The 17,637-nt window shown below is 71.6% G+C and carries 17 protein-coding genes; 8 read left to right on the top strand and 9 right to left on the bottom strand.

The features are described 5' to 3' along the window. The first annotated feature begins 6 nt into the window (after positions 1–6). The 4 genes from U8D42_RS24120 to U8D42_RS24105 all read left to right on the top strand — a co-directional run bounded on the left by U8D42_RS24120 (position 7) and on the right by U8D42_RS24105 (position 4,175). Positions 7–660 carry a DUF4129 domain-containing protein gene (locus tag U8D42_RS24120; protein ID WP_322860792.1) on the top strand — a complete coding sequence of 218 codons (654 nt, stop codon included), beginning with the start codon at positions 7–9 and terminating at the stop codon, positions 658–660. Further along, positions 660–1,802 (top strand): DUF4350 domain-containing protein, encoded by a 1,143-nt coding sequence (locus tag U8D42_RS24115; RefSeq protein WP_322860793.1) that lies wholly within the window; start codon positions 660–662, stop codon positions 1,800–1,802. The genes U8D42_RS24120 and U8D42_RS24115 overlap by 1 nt, the downstream gene beginning before the upstream one ends. Next, positions 1,799–2,779, top strand: a complete 981-nt coding sequence (locus U8D42_RS24110) for an AAA family ATPase (RefSeq protein WP_085241332.1) — start codon at positions 1,799–1,801, stop codon at positions 2,777–2,779. The genes U8D42_RS24115 and U8D42_RS24110 overlap by 4 nt, the downstream gene beginning before the upstream one ends. A 73-nt stretch (positions 2,780–2,852) precedes the next feature. Then, positions 2,853–4,175 carry a DUF58 domain-containing protein gene (locus tag U8D42_RS24105; RefSeq protein ID WP_322860794.1) on the top strand — a complete coding sequence of 441 codons (1,323 nt, stop codon included), beginning with the start codon at positions 2,853–2,855 and terminating at the stop codon, positions 4,173–4,175. A gap of 4 nt (positions 4,176–4,179) precedes the next feature. On the opposite strand, the gene U8D42_RS24100 is transcribed toward U8D42_RS24105, so the two are convergent. Further along, entirely contained in the window at positions 4,180–5,172 is a 993-nt protein-coding gene (locus tag U8D42_RS24100) for a stage II sporulation protein M (protein WP_090418885.1), read from the bottom strand. Between the two features lie 36 nt (positions 5,173–5,208). Here U8D42_RS24100 and U8D42_RS24095 point away from each other — a divergent pair, with 36 nt between their 5' ends. After that, positions 5,209–6,078 (top strand): RDD family protein, encoded by an 870-nt coding sequence (locus U8D42_RS24095; RefSeq protein WP_322860795.1) that lies wholly within the window; start codon positions 5,209–5,211, stop codon positions 6,076–6,078. Positions 6,079–6,087: 9 nt separating this feature from the next. Here U8D42_RS24095 and U8D42_RS24090 read toward each other — a convergent pair whose 3' ends face one another. Continuing rightward, positions 6,088–6,480 (bottom strand): hypothetical protein, encoded by a 393-nt coding sequence (locus U8D42_RS24090; protein WP_090418891.1) that lies wholly within the window; start codon positions 6,478–6,480, stop codon positions 6,088–6,090. 220 nt (positions 6,481–6,700) lie between these two features. Between U8D42_RS24090 and U8D42_RS24085 the strand changes: the two genes are divergently transcribed. Continuing rightward, entirely contained in the window at positions 6,701–7,405 is a 705-nt protein-coding gene (locus U8D42_RS24085; RefSeq protein ID WP_322860796.1) for a PadR family transcriptional regulator, read from the top strand. Between the two features lie 83 nt (positions 7,406–7,488). On the opposite strand, the gene glpK is transcribed toward U8D42_RS24085, so the two are convergent. Continuing rightward, a complete protein-coding gene (glpK, locus tag U8D42_RS24080; protein WP_348636983.1) occupies positions 7,489–8,955 on the bottom strand; it encodes a glycerol kinase GlpK in 1,467 nt (488 codons plus the stop codon). Positions 8,956–9,093: 138 nt separating this feature from the next. On the opposite strand from glpK, the gene U8D42_RS24075 reads away from it, so the two are divergent. Together U8D42_RS24075 and U8D42_RS24070 are read left to right on the top strand one after the other, a co-directional pair. Next, positions 9,094–10,566 (top strand): glutamate--cysteine ligase, encoded by a 1,473-nt coding sequence (locus tag U8D42_RS24075; RefSeq protein ID WP_322860798.1) that lies wholly within the window; start codon positions 9,094–9,096, stop codon positions 10,564–10,566. Positions 10,567–10,587: 21 nt separating this feature from the next. Continuing rightward, entirely contained in the window at positions 10,588–11,268 is a 681-nt protein-coding gene (locus U8D42_RS24070; protein WP_322860799.1) for a class I SAM-dependent methyltransferase, read from the top strand. A gap of 75 nt (positions 11,269–11,343) precedes the next feature. On the opposite strand, the gene egtE is transcribed toward U8D42_RS24070, so the two are convergent. The 6 genes from egtE to U8D42_RS24040 all read right to left on the bottom strand — a co-directional run bounded on the left by egtE (position 11,344) and on the right by U8D42_RS24040 (position 17,616). Continuing rightward, positions 11,344–12,441 (bottom strand): ergothioneine biosynthesis PLP-dependent enzyme EgtE, encoded by a 1,098-nt coding sequence (egtE, locus tag U8D42_RS24065; RefSeq protein ID WP_322860874.1) that lies wholly within the window; start codon positions 12,439–12,441, stop codon positions 11,344–11,346. 47 nt (positions 12,442–12,488) lie between these two features. Further along, positions 12,489–13,454: an L-histidine N(alpha)-methyltransferase gene (egtD, locus tag U8D42_RS24060; RefSeq protein ID WP_322860800.1), complete on the bottom strand. Its 966-nt coding sequence runs from the start codon at positions 13,452–13,454 to the stop codon at positions 12,489–12,491. Between the two features lie 2 nt (positions 13,455–13,456). Further along, positions 13,457–14,158 carry an ergothioneine biosynthesis protein EgtC gene (gene egtC, locus U8D42_RS24055; RefSeq protein ID WP_322860801.1) on the bottom strand — a complete coding sequence of 234 codons (702 nt, stop codon included), beginning with the start codon at positions 14,156–14,158 and terminating at the stop codon, positions 13,457–13,459. Then, positions 14,158–15,453: an ergothioneine biosynthesis protein EgtB gene (egtB, locus tag U8D42_RS24050; RefSeq protein WP_431523890.1), complete on the bottom strand. Its 1,296-nt coding sequence runs from the start codon at positions 15,451–15,453 to the stop codon at positions 14,158–14,160. The genes egtC and egtB overlap by 1 nt, the downstream gene beginning before the upstream one ends. 89 nt (positions 15,454–15,542) lie before the next feature. Beyond that, the gene (egtA, locus tag U8D42_RS24045) at positions 15,543–16,802 is read right to left on the bottom strand and encodes an ergothioneine biosynthesis glutamate--cysteine ligase EgtA (protein ID WP_322860802.1); all 1,260 of its coding nucleotides are present in this window, start codon (positions 16,800–16,802) and stop codon (positions 15,543–15,545) included. Positions 16,803–16,968: 166 nt separating this feature from the next. After that, a complete protein-coding gene (locus tag U8D42_RS24040) occupies positions 16,969–17,616 on the bottom strand; it encodes a sensor domain-containing protein (protein ID WP_090421349.1) in 648 nt (215 codons plus the stop codon). Positions 17,617–17,637: the final 21 nt, after the last annotated feature.

Below are 17,637 nucleotides of genomic sequence, written 5' to 3'. Positions count from 1 at the left end.
CTGACCGTGCCCTCCATCGACATCGACCGCGATGCCGCACACCAGGCCGCCCAGGACGAGCTCAACAAACCGATCTACTCCAAGGGCTCGGCCACCGAACAGATCGCCGAATGGCTCAACGAGACCATCCTCCGGCTGCTGCAGAAGACGGCCTCGCTGCCCGGCGGATGGCTCACGGCGACGGTGCTTTTCATCATGCTCGGGATCGCGCTGGCGGCCGCCATCCACCTCGCGCGGCGCACCATGCGCACCAACCGCGGCGGCGACTACCAGCTGTTCGAAGCCGCGCAGCTCACCGCCGCCCAGCACCGCACGACCGCCGAAAGCTGTGCGGCGCAAGGTGACTGGGCCGCAGCCATTCGCCACCGGCTGCGTGCGGTCGCCCGCCAGCTGGAGGAGACCGGCGTGCTGAACCCGGCGCCCGGCCGCACCGCCAACGAGCTGGCCTCCGACGCCGGCGCCGCCCTTCCCCACCTCGCCGGTGAACTTTCGCAAGCCGCAACGGCTTTCAACGACGTCACCTACGGCGAACAACCCGGGACGCAGGGCGCATACCAGATGATCGCCGACCTCGACGACCACCTGCGGTCCCGCTCGGCGGCCGTCGCCGCGGGACCGGGGCAACCCGCCCCGGCCGACGCGTGGGCCCGGGTGCGGTGATGGCGACCATCGGGCGCCCCCAACCCGCGCCGCCGGTGCGGCGCTCGCGATCCTGGCGCTGGGTGGTGCTCACCCTGATCGTGCTCGCCGTGTTCGCCGGCGTGGACGCCTACCTGACCGCGCCCCGGCCGGGCGCGCGCATGGATCCGGCGTCGACGGGCCCCGACGGCGCCCATGCGCTGGTGGCGCTGCTGCGCGGGGGCGGCGTCGACGTCGTGGTCGCCGACAGCATCGCCGGGGTGGAGCGGGCGGCGCGCCCCGACGCGCTGATCCTGGTGGCGCAGAGCCAATACCTGACCGAGCCGCTGCTGGACCGGCTTTCCGGGGCGCCGGGCGACCTGCTGCTGGTGGAGCCGACGGCGCGCACGCGCGAGGCGCTGATGCCGGGCGTGGGGGTCTCACCGGCGGCCCACGCCTTCGACACCGACCCGGATTGCACTCTGCGCGCGGCGACGCGGGCCGGGCCGGTGCGGTTCGGGCCCAGCGACACCTATCGCGCCGCCGACGGCCGCGCGATGACCCGCTGTTACGGCGGGGCACTGATCCGCTTCCGTGCGGGCGGGCGGACCGTCACGGCGGTCGGCAGCACCGACTTCTTGACCAACGGCGCCCTGCTGCAGGCGGGCAACGCCGCCCTGGCGATGAACCTCGCGGGCGCCCGGCCCCGGCTCGTCTGGTACGCACCCCACCGCGTCGAGGGCGAATCGTCGCCGCCCGGTTCGATGTCCGACCTGATGCCGCAGAACGTGACGTGGATCCTCTGCCAGCTGTGCCTGGTCGTGCTGTTGGTCGCGCTGTGGCGGGGCCGGCGGCCCGGCCCGCTGGTCGCCGAGGAGCTGCCCGTCGTGGTGCGCGCATCGGAGACCGTCGAGGGCCGCGGGCGGCTTTACCGCTCCCGCCGGGCGCGCGACCGCGCCGCCGCGGCGCTGCGCACCGCCACCCTGCAGCGGCTGCTGCCCCGGCTCGGTCTGAACACCGGCGCGTCGGCGCCGGCGGTGGCGGCCGCGGTGGCCGGTCGCTACGGCGCCGACCCGGCGTTCGTCTCCTACCAGCTGTTCGGCCCACCCCCGGCGACCGACCACGACCTGCTACAACTTGCCCGTGCGCTCGACGACATCGAAAGGCAGGTCACACGGACGTGACACAGTCCCCCGCCCCCGCCCAGACCCCCACCGCTGAATCGGCACGAGACGCGCTGCTGGCGTTGCGCACCGAGCTCGCCAAGGCCGTCGTCGGGCAGGAGGGAGTGGTCAGCGGGCTGGTGATCGCGCTGCTGTGCCGCGGTCATGTGCTGTTGGAAGGCGTTCCGGGAGTGGCGAAGACGCTGCTGGTGCGCGCGCTGGCCGCCGCGCTGCGGTTGGAGTTCAAGCGGGTGCAGTTCACCCCCGACCTGATGCCCGGCGACGTCACGGGTTCGCTGGTGTACGACGCGCGCACCGCCGCCTTCGCGTTCCGGCCCGGACCGGTGTTCACCAATCTGCTGCTGGCCGACGAGATCAACCGGACCCCACCGAAAACCCAGGCCGCGCTGCTCGAGGCGATGGAAGAGCGTCAGGTCAGCGTGGACGGGGTGGCCCAGCCGCTGCCCGACCCGTTCATCGTCGCCGCCACCCAGAACCCCATCGAGTACGAGGGCACCTACCAGCTGCCCGAAGCGCAGCTGGACCGATTCCTGCTCAAACTGAATGTGCCTCTGCCGCCGCGAGATTCGGAGATCGCCATCCTCGGCCGGCACGTCCAGGGCTTCGATCCGCGCGACCTCTCGGCGATCAAACCGGTGGCCGGACCCGCCGAACTGGCGGCCGGGCGCGACGCCGTGCGGCAGGTGCTGGTCGCCGACGAGGTCTTGGGCTACATCGTCGACATCGTCGGGGCCACCCGCTCCTCGCCCGCGCTGCAGCTGGGCGTCTCCCCCCGGGGGGCGACCGCGCTGCTGGCCACTGCCCGGTCCTGGGCCTGGCTGTCCGGGCGCAACTACGTCACCCCCGACGACGTGAAGGCCATGGCCCGCCCCACGCTGCGGCACCGGGTGATGCTGCGCCCCGAGGCCGAACTCGAAGGGGCCACGCCCGACGGTGTGCTCGACGGGATCCTGGCGTCGGTTCCGGTGCCCCGATAGTGGTCGCGCCGGCGACGATGCAACGCGCCGATGAGGTGGGGGCACCACCCGGTTGCGGGGGAGAGCGGCGCCCATGATCCTGACCGGACGCACCGGGCTGGTCGCGCTGCTGTGCGTCCTGCCGATCGCGCTGTCGCCCTTGCCCGCAGCGACTTTCGTGTTTCTTCTGGTCGCGCTCCTGGTCGTGGTGGCCGCGGACGCCGGGCTGGCGGCCAGCACCCGCAAGTTGCGCTACACCCGCTCCCCGGATCGTTCCGCCCGGCTCGCCCAGCAGGTCGACGTCGGGCTGCTGATCCACAACGACGGTCGGCGCAGGTTCCGCGGCCAGGTCCGCGACGCCTGGCCACCCAGCGCCGGGGCGCGGCCCCGCATCCATCCGGTGAACATCCCCGCCGGCCAGCACCAGCACGTCCGGTCCCAGCTGCGACCGGTCCGCCGCGGCGAGCAGCGCGCGGCGCTGGTCACCGCCCGGTCCATCGGTCCGCTGGGGCTGGCGGGCCGGCAGGGGTCGCAAGCGGTGCCGGGCCTGATCCGGGTGCTGCCGCCGTTCCTGTCCCGCAAGCACCTGCCGGCCCGGCTGGCCAAACTGCGCGAGATCGACGGGCTGTTGCCGACGCTGATCCGCGGCCAGGGCACCGAATTCGATTCGCTGCGGGAATACGTCGTCGGCGACGACGTGCGGTCGATCGACTGGCGCGCCACCGCGCGCCGCGCCGACGTGGTGGTCCGCACCTGGCGACCCGAGCGCGACCGGCGGGTGGTGATCGTGCTCGACACGGGGCGCACCTCGGCGGGCCGGGTCGGCGTCGACCCGACCGCGTCCGATCCCGCGGGCTGGCCGCGGCTGGACTGGTCGATGGATGCCGCGCTGCTGCTGGCGGCGCTGGCGTCGCGGGCCGGCGACCACGTCGACTTCCTCGCCCACGACCGGGTCAGCCGGGCCGGCGTGTTCGGCGCGTCGCGCACCGAACTGCTCGCCCAGCTGGTCGAGGCGATGGCACCCCTGCAGCCCGCGCTGCTCGAACCCGACTGGACCGCAATGGTTTCGACGATCGCCCGGCGGGCCCGCCGACGGTCGCTGGTGGTGCTGCTGACCGACCTCAACGCGACGGCGCTCGACGAGGGATTGCTGCCGGTACTGCCGCAGTTGTCGGCGAGACATCACCTGATGGTGGCCGCCGTCGCCGACCCGCGGGTGGACCACATGGCCGCCGGGCGTTCGGATCCCGCCGCCGTCTACGACGCGGCGGCGGCCGAACGATCCCGCAACGACCGCCGCGCGATCGCCACCCGGCTGCGCCGCGGCGGGGTGGAGGTCGTCGACGCCCCGCCCACCGAACTGGCGCCCGCACTGGCCGACCGCTATCTGGCGATGAAGGCCACCGGCCGGCTCTGACCGCTCATCCGGTGGGGATCACGTCGGGCGCGTCTTCGATGTCGCCGGTCTCACCCGCCTTCGCCGCGCGGCGGCCGAAATACACGATGTAGGAAAGGAATGCCGCCTCGGCGATGATGCCGATGCCGACCCGAACGAACGTCGGCAGCGGCGAGGGCGTCACCAACGCCTCGATCAACCCCGAGACCAACAGCACGGCCACCAGTCCGATCGCCACCGACACGACGGCGCGGCCCTGTTCGGCGAGCACTTGTCCGCGGGGCCGGTCGCCGGGTGCGATCACCGACCAGCCCAGCCGCATCCCCGCTCCCCCGGCCAGGAAGACCGCCGTCAGTTCCAGCAGCCCGTGCGGGGCCAGCAGCCCGAGCAGCACGCCGCCCTTGCCCGCCTGGAACATCAGCGCGGAGATCAGCCCCAGGTTGGCGGCGTTCTGAAACAGCACGACCGGAATCGGAAGCCCCAGTAGGACCGACATCGCGATGCACTGTGCGGCGACCCAGGAATTGTTGACCCAGATCTGCAGGGCGAACGCGGCCGCGGGATGTTCGCTGTAGTAGGAGGCGATGTCGTGGTTGACCAATTGCTCGATGTCGCTTGGGGTTCCGGCGGCCGACTGCACCTCGGGGTTGCCGATCACCCACAGCGCGATGACCACCACCACGGCGAAGAACGCCACCGCCGTGCCCAGCCACCACCGCCACGAGCGGTAGGCGACCACCGGGAAGGACACCGTCCAGAACCGGGCGAACGTACTGCTCAACGGCGCGTGGGCGCCGGTCACCACCGAACGGGCCCGGGCGACCAGGCTGGAGAGCCGACCGATCAGCACCGAATCCGAGGAGGCCGAACGCAGCGTCGACAGGTGGGTGGACACCCGCTGGTACAGCTCGACGAGCTCGTCGACCTCGGCGCCGGTCAGCGAGCGACGCCGTCCCACCAGCCGGTCGAGGCGGTCCCAGGTACCGCGATGCGCCAGCACGAATGCGTCGACGTCCATCCTGCGCAGCCTAATCGCCCTGTAGCGTTCGGTGTTATGTCGGAGGTGGTGACCGGCGACGCCGTCGTGCTCGATGTGCAGATCGCCCAGTTGCCGGTGCGCGCCGTGAGCGCACTGATCGATATCGCGGTGGTCGCCGTCTGCTACCTGCTCGGCCTGATGTTGTGGGCCGCCACGCTGACCCAGTACGACAGCGCGCTGAGCACCGCCGTCCTGCTCATCTTCACGGTGGTGGTGATCGTCGGCTATCCCGTCATCCTGGAAACGACCACCCGCGGCCGTTCGGTCGGCAAGATCGCGATGGGCCTGCGCGTGGTGTCCGACGACGGCGGCCCAGAACGCTTCCGGCAGGCCCTGTTTCGGGCCCTGGCCGCGGTGGTGGAGATCTGGATGCTGTTCGGCAGTCCGGCCGTCATCTGCAGCATCCTGTCGCCGAAGGCCAAACGGATCGGCGACATCTTCGCCGGCACCGTCGTCATCAACGAGCGCGGACCCCGGCTGGGCCCCCCGCCGATGATGCCGCCGTCGCTGGCCTGGTGGGCGGCGTCGCTGCAACTGTCCGGGCTGTCGCCCGGCCAGGCGGAGGTTGCGCGCCAATTCCTCTCGCGGGCACCGCAACTCGATCGCCAGTTACGCCAGCAGATGGCCTACCGCATCGCCGGCGACGTGGTGTCCCGCATCGCCCCACCGCCCCCGCCCGGCGCACCGCCCGAATTGGTCCTCGCCGCCGTGCTCGCCGAACGGCACCGCCGCGAGCTGGCGCGGCTTCGCCCCGCCGCGCCGCCGTGGGGTGCCGCGCCGTGGCCGCCCGGGCCGCCACCGCCGGCCGGATTCTGGCCGGGCGCGGAGGCGCCGCGGCAGCCCCCGCCCAGCGCCGGACCGGGCGGTTTCTCGCCGCCGGGCTGACCGGCCGGGCTAACCGGAGACGCTGGCCGCCATCAGGGCGACGTCGGCGATCAACAGCGCCCACCCGCACAGGGGAACGGCGATGCCGCCGCGGCGCTTCGCGGTGAAGAGCGAGATGACGATGACGACGACGGCGACCGCGGGCGCGCCGTAGAACGCGACCCCGAAATTGATCCCGCCGTGTCCCAGGTTGGGGCAGCTGCGGTCGGCGCAGCCGTCGGTGCTCATCACCGCACCAAGCGCAAAAAGCATCACGATGGCGGCGGCGGGCACCGTGGCCAGCGCCAGGCCCCAGTTGACCCACGGCCAGACGTTGCGTTCGCGTCCGCTGCCGCCCTGACCGGGGCCGGTCGCGGTGGAGGTCCCGCTGCCCGCCGTCAGGTGGGAGTTGTCCGCGTTCATCCCAGAGTTCCTACCCGCCGCCCGTGGGGTGCAAACCGCCCTGGACCATCCGGCCACCGGCCCGGCGGGCGCAGGGTCACGCCATCACCGCAGGTCAGACGGTTCCTCGGTCGGAGCTGCCCGGACTTCGGCACCCGAGCGTTGCATCGCGATAGTTTTCGATATATCGTGATACTTCGAAGCGCACGGTGCGCTTCCCCTTCAGACGTAAGGAAAAGACATGAATCACCCATTCACCCCCCCTGGTGGCCCATTCGCCGGCGGGCCGGGCTTCGGCTTCGGTCCCGACATTCATCGACGCGCCCTGCACGGCGCCCGGCGGCGGGCCCGCCACGAGTTCTTCGAAAACCTCCGCGAGCACGGCCCCGGCCACGACGGCCCCCTGGGCTTCGGTCCCGGATTCGGGCCCGGGTTCGGTCCGGGCTTCGGTCCGGGCTTCGGTTTCGGGCCCGGCGGGCGGCGCGGCGGCTGGCGGCGCGGCCCCGGCCGCGGCAAGCGCGGCGATGTCCGCGCGGCCATCCTGGCGCTGCTGGCCGAGCGGCCGATGCACGGCTACGAGATGATCCAGCAGATCGCCGAACGCAGCAACGGGCTCTGGAAGCCGAGCCCCGGCTCGGTCTACCCCACGCTGCAGCTGCTGACCGACGAGGGCCTGATCACCGCCAGCGAAACCGAGGGCAGCAAGAAGCTCTTCGAGCTGACCGACGAGGGCCGCGCGGCGGCCGAAAAGGTCGAGACCCCGCCGTGGGACGAGATCGCCGAGGGCGCCGACCCGGGTCAGATGAACCTGCGGGCGGCCGTCGGCCAGCTGTTCGGGGCGGTCGCGCAGTCCGCGCACACCGCCACCGCCGAGCAGCAGCAGCGCATCGTCGAAATTCTCAACAACGCGCGGCGCGAGGTCTACGGCATCCTCGGCGAAGACTGAGCCCTCTTGCCGCGAGCGTGCGCAAATGTACGACCGCACCGGCGTGTCGTTGTACAGACACGCACGCTCGCGGCATCGAGGCGCTAGGTGACGTCCACCCAATCCAGGGTCCGCTGCACCGCCTTGCGCCAACCCGCGTATCCGACGGCGCGCTGCTCGTCGGTCCAGGCCGGCGTCCAGCGCTTGTCCTCGTGCCAGTTGGCCCGCAGGTCGGCCGGGTCGGCCCAGAACCCCACCGCCAAACCGGCCGCGTACGCCGCGCCCAGCGCCGTCGTCTCGGCCACCACCGGGCGGACCACGTCGACGCCGAGCACATCGGCCTGGATCTGCATGCACAGGTCGTTGCCGGTGACCCCACCGTCGACCTTCAAAACCTCAAGGTGCACACCGGAATCCGCCGCCATCGCGTCCACCACGTCGCGGCTCTGGTAACAGATCGCCTCCAGCGTCGCGCGGGCCAGGTGTGCGTTGGTGTTGAACCGCGACAACCCGACGATCGCGCCGCGCGCGTCCGATCGCCAGTACGGCGCGAACAACCCGGAAAACGCCGGGACGAAATAGACTCCGCCGTTGTCGGGGACCTGACGCGCCAGCGACTCGCTTTGCGCCGCACCGCTGATGATGCCCAGCTGGTCGCGCAGCCACTGCACGGCCGCGCCCGTGACCGCGATCGAACCCTCGAGCGCATACACGGGTTTGGCGCCGCCGAACTGGTAGCAGACGGTGGTCAGCAGCCCGTTCTTGGACCGCACGATGGTCTCGCCGGTGTTGAGCAGCAAGAAGTTCCCGGTGCCATAGGTGTTCTTCGCCTCGCCCTCGGACAGGCACACCTGGCCGACCATCGCCGCGTGCTGGTCGCCCAGCATGCCGGTGACCGGCACCTCGCCGCCGACCGGCCCGGTCTGCGCGGAGACGCCGTAGGGCTGCGGCGACGACGACGGCGCGATCGCCGGCAGCATCGCGCGCGGGATGGAGAAGAAGGACAACAGCTCGTCATCCCAGTCCAGGGTCTCCAGATCCATCAACATGGTCCGGCCGGCATTGGTCACGTCGGTGACGTGCACGCCGCCGCGCGCGCCCCCGGTCAGATTCCACAACACCCAGGTGTCGGCGGTGCCGAAGAGGGCGTCGCCGCTCTCGGCGGCCTGGCGCACCCCGTCGACGTTGTCCAGGATCCACTGCAGTTTGCCGCCGGAGAAATACGTCGCCGGGGGCAGGCCCGCCTTGCGCCGGATCACCTCCCCGCGACCGTCGCGTTCGGCCGCCGACGCGATCCGATCGGTGCGGGTGTCCTGCCAGACGATCGCGTTGTAATAGGGCCGCCCGGTGCGCCGATTCCACACCAGCGTGGTTTCCCGCTGGTTCGTGATGCCCAGCGCCGCAAGGTGATCGGCGGACAGGTTGGCGCGGTTGAGCACCGACATCAGCACCGAGGAGGTGCGCTCCCAGATCTCGACCGGGTCGTGCTCGACCCAGCCGGCGCGGGGCAGGATCTGTTCGTGCTCGAGCTGGTGGCGGGCCACCTCGGCGCCGTCATGATCGAAGATCATGCACCGGGTGCTGGTGGTTCCCTGATCGATGGCGGCGACGAACTCGGCGGACACGTCAGGAGTCCATCACGGTCCGCCGCGCCCGACAAGCGGCCGGGCAGCTTGCGTTACCGCCGGTAACCCTGTTCCATCGGCGGTGTGGGCGAAGAGGTCAAGCGCACCACGTACAACAGCGCACATCGGCGGGAATACCGGCGGAAGCTCCAGTTGTGCCTGGACGTCTTGGAGACGATGCTGGCCCGGTCGCACTTCGACTCGGCGAAGCCGCTCACCGGCATGGAGATCGAGTGCAACCTCGTCGACGCCGACTATCAGCCGGCCATGTCGAACCGCGATGTGCTGGACGCCATCGGGGATCCGGCGTTCCAGCCGGAATTGGGCGCCTACAACATCGAATTCAACGTGCCGCCCCACGCCCTGCCCGGGCACACCGCGCTGGATCTCGAAGACGAGGTGCGGGCCAGCCTGAACGCCGCCGAGATCAAGGCCGGCGCGGGCGGTGCGCACATCGTGATGATCGGGATCCTGCCCACGCTGATGCCCGAACACCTGGCCACCGGCTGGATGAGCGACTCCCGGCGCTACGCGGCGCTCAACGAGTCGATCTTCACCGCCCGCGGCGACGACATCCCGATCAACATCTCCGGCCCCGAGCCGCTGAGCTGGCAGGCCGTGTCGATCGCGCCCGAATCCGCGTGCACCAGTACCCAATTGCATCTGCAGGTGGCCCCCGAGGCATTCGCCGCGAACTGGAACGCCGCACAGGTGGTGGCCGCCCCGCAGCTGGCGCTGGGCGCCAACTCGCCGTACTTCTTCGGCCACCAGTTGTGGGCCGAGACCCGCATCGAGCTGTTCACCCAGTCCACCGACACCCGGCCCGAGGAGCTCAAATCCCGGGGCGTGCGGCCGCGGGTGTGGTTCGGCGAAGGCTGGATCGACTCGGTGCTCGACCTGTACCGGGAAAATATCCGCTACTTCCCGGCCCTGCTGCCGGAGGTGTCCGACGAGGACCCGGTCGCGGAGCTGGCGGCCGGCCGGGCGCCGCGCCTCCCCGAGCTGCGGCTGCACAACGGCACCGTGTACCGGTGGAACCGGCCGGTCTACGACGTGGTGCAGGGGCGGCCGCACCTGCGGCTGGAGAACCGGGTGCTGCCGGCGGGGCCGACCGTCGTGGACATGCTGGCCAATTCGGCCTTCTTCTACGGGATGCTGCGCCGCCTGTCCGAGGACGACGATCCGCTGTGGGCCGGCATGGATTTCGCTGCCGCGCAAGAGAATTTCCTTGCGGCGGCGCGCGACGGCATCGACGCCCGCCTGCACTGGCCGGGCCGCGGCCAGGTGACGGCGACCGCACTGGTGCTGGACACGTTGCTGCCGATCGCCGACGAGGGGCTGCGCCGCTGGGGGGTGGACGCCGACGTGCGGGACCGCTTCCTCGGGGTGATCGAGGGCCGCGCCAGGACCGGTCGCAACGGCGCCAGCTGGCAGGTGTCCACCGTGCGCGCGCTGGAAGACGGCGGGATGACAAGGCCGGCCGCGCTGGCCGAGATGCTGCGCCGGTACTGCGCGCACATGCACGCCAACGAGCCGGTGCACACCTGGGAGTGCTGAGCGCCGGGTACGTTGAGATCCATGACGGGCGATCAAATCATGGACTGGGACAGCGCATACCGCGAGCAGGCGCACTTCGAGGGGCCGCCGCCGTGGAACATCGGTGAGCCGCAACCCGAACTGGCCGCGCTGGTGGCCGCGGGGAAATTCCACAGCGACGTGCTGGACGCCGGGTGCGGGGTAGCCGAACTGTCGTTGGCGCTGGCCGCCCAGGGCTACACGGTGGTCGGGGTCGACCTCACGCCGACCGCCGTCGCGGCGGCCACCAAGGCAGCCCGGGAGCGGGGCCTGACCACCGCCAGCTTCGAGCAGGCCGACATCACGTCGTTCGGCGGCCACGACGGCCGGTTCTCCACCGTGGTCGATTCCACGCTGTTCCACTCGCTGCCGGTCGAGGGCCGCGACGGCTACCTGAGCTCCATCCACCGCGCGGCCGCGCCGGGGGCCGGCTTGTTCGTGCTGGTGTTCGCCAAGGGCGCGTTTCCCGCCGAGATGGAACCCAAGCCCAACGAGGTCGACGAGGACGAGCTTCGGGCCGCGGTGAGCAAGTACTGGGAGGTCGACGAGATCCGACCGGCCTTCATCCTCTCCAACGTCATCGAGATCCCCGACGCGCCTTTCGAATTCCCGCCGCATCAGCGCGACGAGAAGGGCCGGATGAAGATGCCGGCCTACCTGCTGACGGCGCACAAAGCGGGCTAGGACGACAGGGCCGGTCGCGCCGAAATCGACGTCACCGCGGGCCCTTCTCGCACTTTTGCGCGCCGGTGTCGATCTCTAACCCGACGTCGCCGCGGTCGCGGCGATCAGCGCCTCGGCGAAGGTCTCCACATCGTCGGCCGTGGTGTCGACGTGCGGCGAGATCCGCAGTCGCGGGCCGGCCAGCTCCAGGGGCGCGCGCTGCACGCCGACGTAGGTGGTCAGGATCCGCCGCTCGGCGAGCAGCCAGGACCGCACCGATTGCGGATCGGCGCCGTCGACCGGGGCCAGGGTGGTGATGGCGCTGGGCTCGTCGACCTCTTCGACCACCGCCCAGCCGGCCACGTCGGCCAGCACCCGGCGGCTGGAGGCGCCCAGCGCGGCCAGCCGTGCGCGCACGGCCTGCGGGCCGCACGCCAGGTACTCCCCGAGCGCCAGCGAAAAGCCCACCCGCGCGGCCACATTGGCTTCACCGAACTCCAGCTGCTGGGCCACCGTGAACGAGCCGGCGAGCCAGTCGGGTGCCGCCAGCCTCGGGCGCAGGCCCTCCAGCAGCTCGCGGCGCGCAGCCAGCGCCCCGACCCCGCGCGGCCCGGCGAGCCACTTGCGCGACGACGCATAGGTCACGTCGGCGCCGACCGCGCAATCCACCTGGCCCAGCGCCTGGGCGGCGTCGACCACCAGCGGCAGCCCCAACTCGCGGCACAGCTGCGCGATCATCGACACCGGCTGCACCACCCCGCTGTGGCTGCCCACCGCGGTCAGGTGGACGAAATCGGGCGGATCGGCCTCCAGCTCCAGCGCGGCGTCATCGAGCGCGACCCGGCCATCGGAAAGCGTCGGCAGCAGCCGGCGGTCGAATCCGTGCGCGTTCAGCAGCGCCAGGTTGGGGCCGTATTCGCCGGGCAAGCACGCCACCGTGCGTCGGTCGGCCGGCCACGCGCCCAGCAGCAGGTCGAGCGCGTTCAGGGAGCCGGTGGTGAACACCACCTCGGCGTCGGGCATGCCGGCCAGCGCGGCGAACGCGACCCGCCCGGCGTCCAGCGCGGGCGCGGCCGCCTCCGCCGCGACGTAGCCGCCGACTTCGGATTCGTTGCGGGCGTGCAGGGCGGCGGCCTCGATCACCGCCAGGCTCTGTCGCGAGCAGGCCGCGCTGTCCAGGTGCAGCCCGGCCATCGGCGGGCGGGCCGCCCGCCAACGGGCGGCCAGCGAGTCCCCGACGGTCACTTCACGGCCAGCGACAGCCCGAAATCGCCCGCGGCGTCCGTCCACCACCGGGTGCGGCGCAGCCCCGCCGCGGCCAGTTCGGCGCTCACCCCGTCCGGGCGGAATTTGCACGACACCTCGGTGAGCATCTCCTCACCGGCCGCGAAATCGACGGTCAGGTCGAGCGCGTCCACGCTGACCCGTTGGGGCCGGGCCGCCCGCAACCACATTTCGATGCGCTCCTCTTCGGCGTTCCAGCGCGCCACGTGTTCATACGCCTCGACGTCGAAGTCGGCGTCGAGTTGCCGGTTGATCACCGCCAGCACGTTGCGGTTGAACGCTGCCGTCACCCCCGCCGGGTCGTCGTAGGCCCGCACCAGCCGACCGGTGTCCTTGACCAGATCCGTGCCCAGCAGCAGGCTGTCCCCCGGCCGCATCTGGGCGGACAGGCTCGACAGGAACTCCGCGCGCGGGCCGGCCGTGAGGTTGCCGATCGTCGACCCCAGGAAGGCGAACAGGCGGCGGCCGCCGGTGGGGATCTCGGCGAGGTGTTCCTCGAAATCGCCGCAGACCGCGTTGATTTCGATCCCCGCGTATTCCCGCTGGATCGCCGCCGCCGCGGTCTCCAGGATGCCGGCGTCGACGTCGAAGGGGACGAACCTGCGCAGCGATCCGCGTTGGCGCAGCGCGTCCAGCAGCAGCCGGGTCTTCTCCGACGTTCCGCTGCCCAGCTCCACCAGGGTGTCGGCCTGGCTGGCCCCCGCGATTTCCGCCGACCGCGCGCGCAGGATCTCCGCCTCGGCGCGGGTCGGATAGTACTCGGGCAACCGGGTGATCTGATCGAACAGGTGGCTGCCCAGCGAATCGTAGAACCACTTGGGGGGCAACGACTTCGGCGTCCGGCGCAGGCCGTCCGACACGTCGCGACGTAACGCCCGGTCGGCGGAGTCGGCGGCCAGGTGGTTGGCCAGGGTCAGCGTCATCGTCAACCTTCCGATCGATCCAGCGGGGTCAGCGCGACGCCCGTCGCGGTGACCTCGACGAGGTGGCGGTCCGGCACGTCCTCCCAACCGGAGTCGTTGTCATACGGCTCGCTGGCCAGGACGACACCGTCCGGGCGGCGCAGGATCGACAGGGTGTCTCCCCAGGTGGTGGCCAGCAGGCGAGCGCCGTCGGCGGCCAAGATGTTCAGCCGGGCGTCCGGGTCGGCAGCCGCTATCTCGGTGATCGTCTCGCCGAGCGCGTCGAGGCCGCGGTCGAAGATGGCGGCCGCCAAGAGCGCGCTGTCACAGATCGATTCGGCGCGCGAGGTCGCGGGCAACACGGCGCGGTCGACGACTCCGTTGTGCGACAGCAACCACCGGCCGTCGGTGAAGGGCGCCGTCGCGCTGGCGTCGATCGGCATCCCGACCGTCGCCGATCGCACCGCGGCCACCACGCAGCGGCTGCGCAGGGCAGGGGCCACGGAGTCGAACGACACGTCACCCCACAGCGGTGCCTGGCTACGCCAGCGGCGGGGGCCTTTCGAAGCGCCGTCGAAAAACCCGACGCCCCAGCCGTCGGCGTTGAGCAGCCCGTGCTTCTGCCGGCGCGGGGCATACGACTGCACCCGCAGCCCGCACGGCGGATCCAGCACCAGCGAGGAGACTGTGACGTCGGCCCCGAGCCAACCGAGGTGGCGGCACATCAGGCGAAATCCTCGACGTCCCAAGCCAACCGGACACCGGAGAAGATCTGGCGCCGGATCGGATGGTCCCAGTTGCGAAAGCTCGGCCGCAGGATCGCGGGCTCCACGGCCCACGAGCCGCCGCGCAGCACCCGGTAGTCGCCGTCGAAGAAGGGCTGCGAGTAGCGCTCGTAGATCATCGGAACGAACCCCGGCCACGGCCGCAGCGGCGAACAGGTCCACTCCCACACGTCGCCGAGCATCTGCTCCGCCCCGTACGCCGAGGCGCCGGCCGGGTACGCCCCGACGGGCGCCGGGCGCAGCCCGGCGCCGCCCAGGTTGGCGAGGGCGTCGGTCGGCGGCTGCGCCCCCCACGGGTAGCGGCGCCGGCTCTCGGTGGCCGGATCCCACGCACAGGCCTTCTCCCATTCCGCCTCGGTGGGCAGCCGCGCGCCCGCCCATGCGGCGTAGGCCTCGGCCTCGAAGTAGGTGACATGCTGCACCGGTTCGTCGGCGGGAATGTCCTCGACGTGACCGAACCGGGTGCGCGTCCGTCCGTCCGGACCCCAGAACTGCGGCGCGGTCAGGCCCGCGCGCCGGCGGTGCTCCCAACCGCGCTCGGACCACCACCGCGGATCGGAGTAGCCGCCGTCCTCGATGAAGTGCCGCCATTCCCCGTTGGTCACCGGGACCCGGCCGATGCGAAACGCGGGCAGTTCCACGACGTGTGCGGGATGCTCGTTGTCCAGCGAGTAGGGCTCGCTGACCGCGTCCACGCCCAGCACGAACGGGCCGGCGGGCACCAGCACCGAGCTGCCGGCCAGGCCGGGCCGACCGGCCGGCAACGCCGCGGTGTCGCGCAGCAGTGGCGCGCCGCTGCGCAGGTTCAGCGCCTGCAACATGGTCTCGTCGTGCTGATTTTCGTGGCTGATCACCATCGCGTAGACGAAGCTGTCGGCGTCGTCGGGCAGGGCGTCCAGGGCGTCGAGCGCGGCCGACCGCACGGTCTGGCAGTACGACCGCGCCCGGTCCGGGGGCAGCAGCGGCAAGTCGACCCGGCTGGCCCGCGAGTGCACGAAGGCGTCGTAGAGCCCCTCGACGGCCGGGGGCAGCATGCCCGGCCGGCCGGGGTCGCCGCCACGCAGCAGCCACAGCTCCTCTTGCTGACCGATGTGCGCCAGGTCCCACACCAGGGGGCTCATCAGCGGGTCGTATTGCCGGTACAGTTCGGCGTCGTCGAAGTCGCACAACCGCAACGTCCGCGCCCGCGCCCGCGCCAGATCGTCGGCAAGACCCGCCCGGCAGGACGATCGCAATCGCGGCGCGGCGGGCACTCCCCAGCTCCGCGGGGACCCCACCCGCTTGCGGGGGACCGGCCGCAGCGGGTCGGAATCATCAGCGGAAGTCACAGCCCCCCTTGCGCCCGCCGCGCCACCGTGGGCGCGATGCCGTGCCGGATCACCTGGTCGGAGAAGTCGTCGCCGGGGCACCGGCCCCGCTCCACGGCGTCGACCAGCCGCTGCATCGGGCCGCCGAGTTCCGGCGGTGCCAGCTCGGCGGCGACGGCCACGCACCGGTTGGCCGCGGCGTAGAGCCGCCGGTCCCGCAGACCGGCCTGGGCCGCGGCATCCCAGGCGGTGGCCACCGGTTCGACCGCCTCGGCCGCGACGCCGGCCGCGACCGGGTCGTCGAGCAGGGTCACCAGGGTGAACACCAGGGCCGGCCAGAAGAGGTCCGGCGCGCTGTCGAGATAGCGGATTTCCAGCCACTGCCTCGGCCGCACCGGCGGAAACAGGGTGGTCAGGTGGTATTCGAGGTCGGCGATCGTGGGACGGCGATCGCCCAGCAGCACCCGGCCGTCCACCCAGTCGGCGAACGGCACCCAATGCGTGACCGCGACGGCGTCCGGGGAGTTGACCAGCATCACCGGGGCCTTCAGCGCGTAGCGCGCCCAGTCGGTGCCCGGATCGTCACCGCTGACCCCCAGGATGGGGCCGCACCGCGCCGAGTCCATCTGGCCCCAAACCCACTGCCGGGTGGAGACCCAGCCGGTGAACTCGCCGCGCAGCATCGGGGAGTTCGCGGCCATCGCGATCATGGTGGGTCCCAGCGCGTGCGCCAGCCGTACCCGGTCCGCCCAGCCGGCCCGCGGACCGGCGTCCAGGTTGACCTGGATGGAGGCGGTGGACGTCATCATCGCGGCGCCCGCCGTACCGGAGCGGCTGGACGCGAAGAACTGCTCCATGGCGCGGTAGCGCGCGCCGGGGTTGATGCGCTTGGGCGGCCGCAGCGGGTCCGCCCCGAGGAAGACCAGCCCCAGGCCGGCGTCGGCGAACGCCGACCGCAGCACGCCCTGGTCGCCGCGCATCGCGTCGATGGCGGCCACCACCCCGTCGGCCGGCGGGCCGGACAGCTCCACCGCACCGCCGGGCTCCACGGTCACGCGGCTGCCGCCGGGCAACGCCGGTAGCCGCTCCAGCACGCGGGCGATCTCGCGCCAGGCGGGCCGGCGATGCGGGTCGGACGGGTCGTGGCAATGAGCTTCCAACTCCAGGCCCACCCGGCCCAGCGGGCCGTCCACCAGGCAGCCCTCGGCGATGTAGTGCGCGGCGGCCTTGGAATCGGCCATCTCGGAGCCCGCGGTAGTGATGGCGGCAAACGTCATATCACTATCCCTTCGGGCCTGGGCCAGCCTGAGCACGCGACTGCGGACCACTTCCCTGCACAGCTAAGGCAACGGTAACCGCCACTACTTCATCTAACAGATGGCCCCGACATATTCCCGTTCGCGCCCGATCTCAAGCATGCCCATGCGGGCCGCGGAAGCCGGGTCACTGACCGAGCGCGTTCTGCATCGCACCGGCCAGCACGTTGACCGCCGGCCCGGCGTTGCCAGACTGGCAGACCTTGGCCTGCAGCAATACATTTTCGCGCAGCCTGGTTTGATTGAAGCAGCGCCGATCGGTGCCGGCTTCTTGCTTGGTCCAGTTCGCGTCGGCGGGTCCCGGCGGGCCGCCGTCGAACGTCCACACCTGGGTGACGCCGTTGTCCAGGTGCATCGCGGTGGTCTGGCCCGAGCAGCCCACCGTTCGGTCCACCAGGCGATGGAAGGCACGGTCGGCGGCGTCGTTGGTGGCAAACACCCCGACGGCCTGCTTGACGAAGTGGGTCTGGTCGTTGGCCGATGTCTGGGTGACGGCGCCGTTGAACGACGCCAGGTCGGGGTCGTTGTACACCTCGGGCAATCCGATGTCGGCCCAGTTGTTGCACACCGGGACGTCCACCCAGTCGCCCTGCACCGGTTCGGTGAACACCGACTCCCAGCCCATGGGTCCGCCGACGATGTTGCCGACCGAGCCCTTACCCAGGACCGCGTAGTTGACCACCCCCGGGTCCGACGGGTGCGCGGCCGCAACCGGGAGCGCGACCGCGCCCCCGATGGCCAGGCCGATGGTGATCGCCGCCGCGCGAACCCGCATCGTCATTCAAACGATCATGCC

The sequence above is a fragment of the Mycobacterium europaeum genome (genome assembly GCF_034555895.2).
Classification (GTDB): domain Bacteria; phylum Actinomycetota; class Actinomycetes; order Mycobacteriales; family Mycobacteriaceae; genus Mycobacterium; species Mycobacterium europaeum.
The sequence above is the reverse complement of the archived record's forward strand: the minus strand, read 5'-3'. Positions and strand labels throughout refer to the sequence as shown.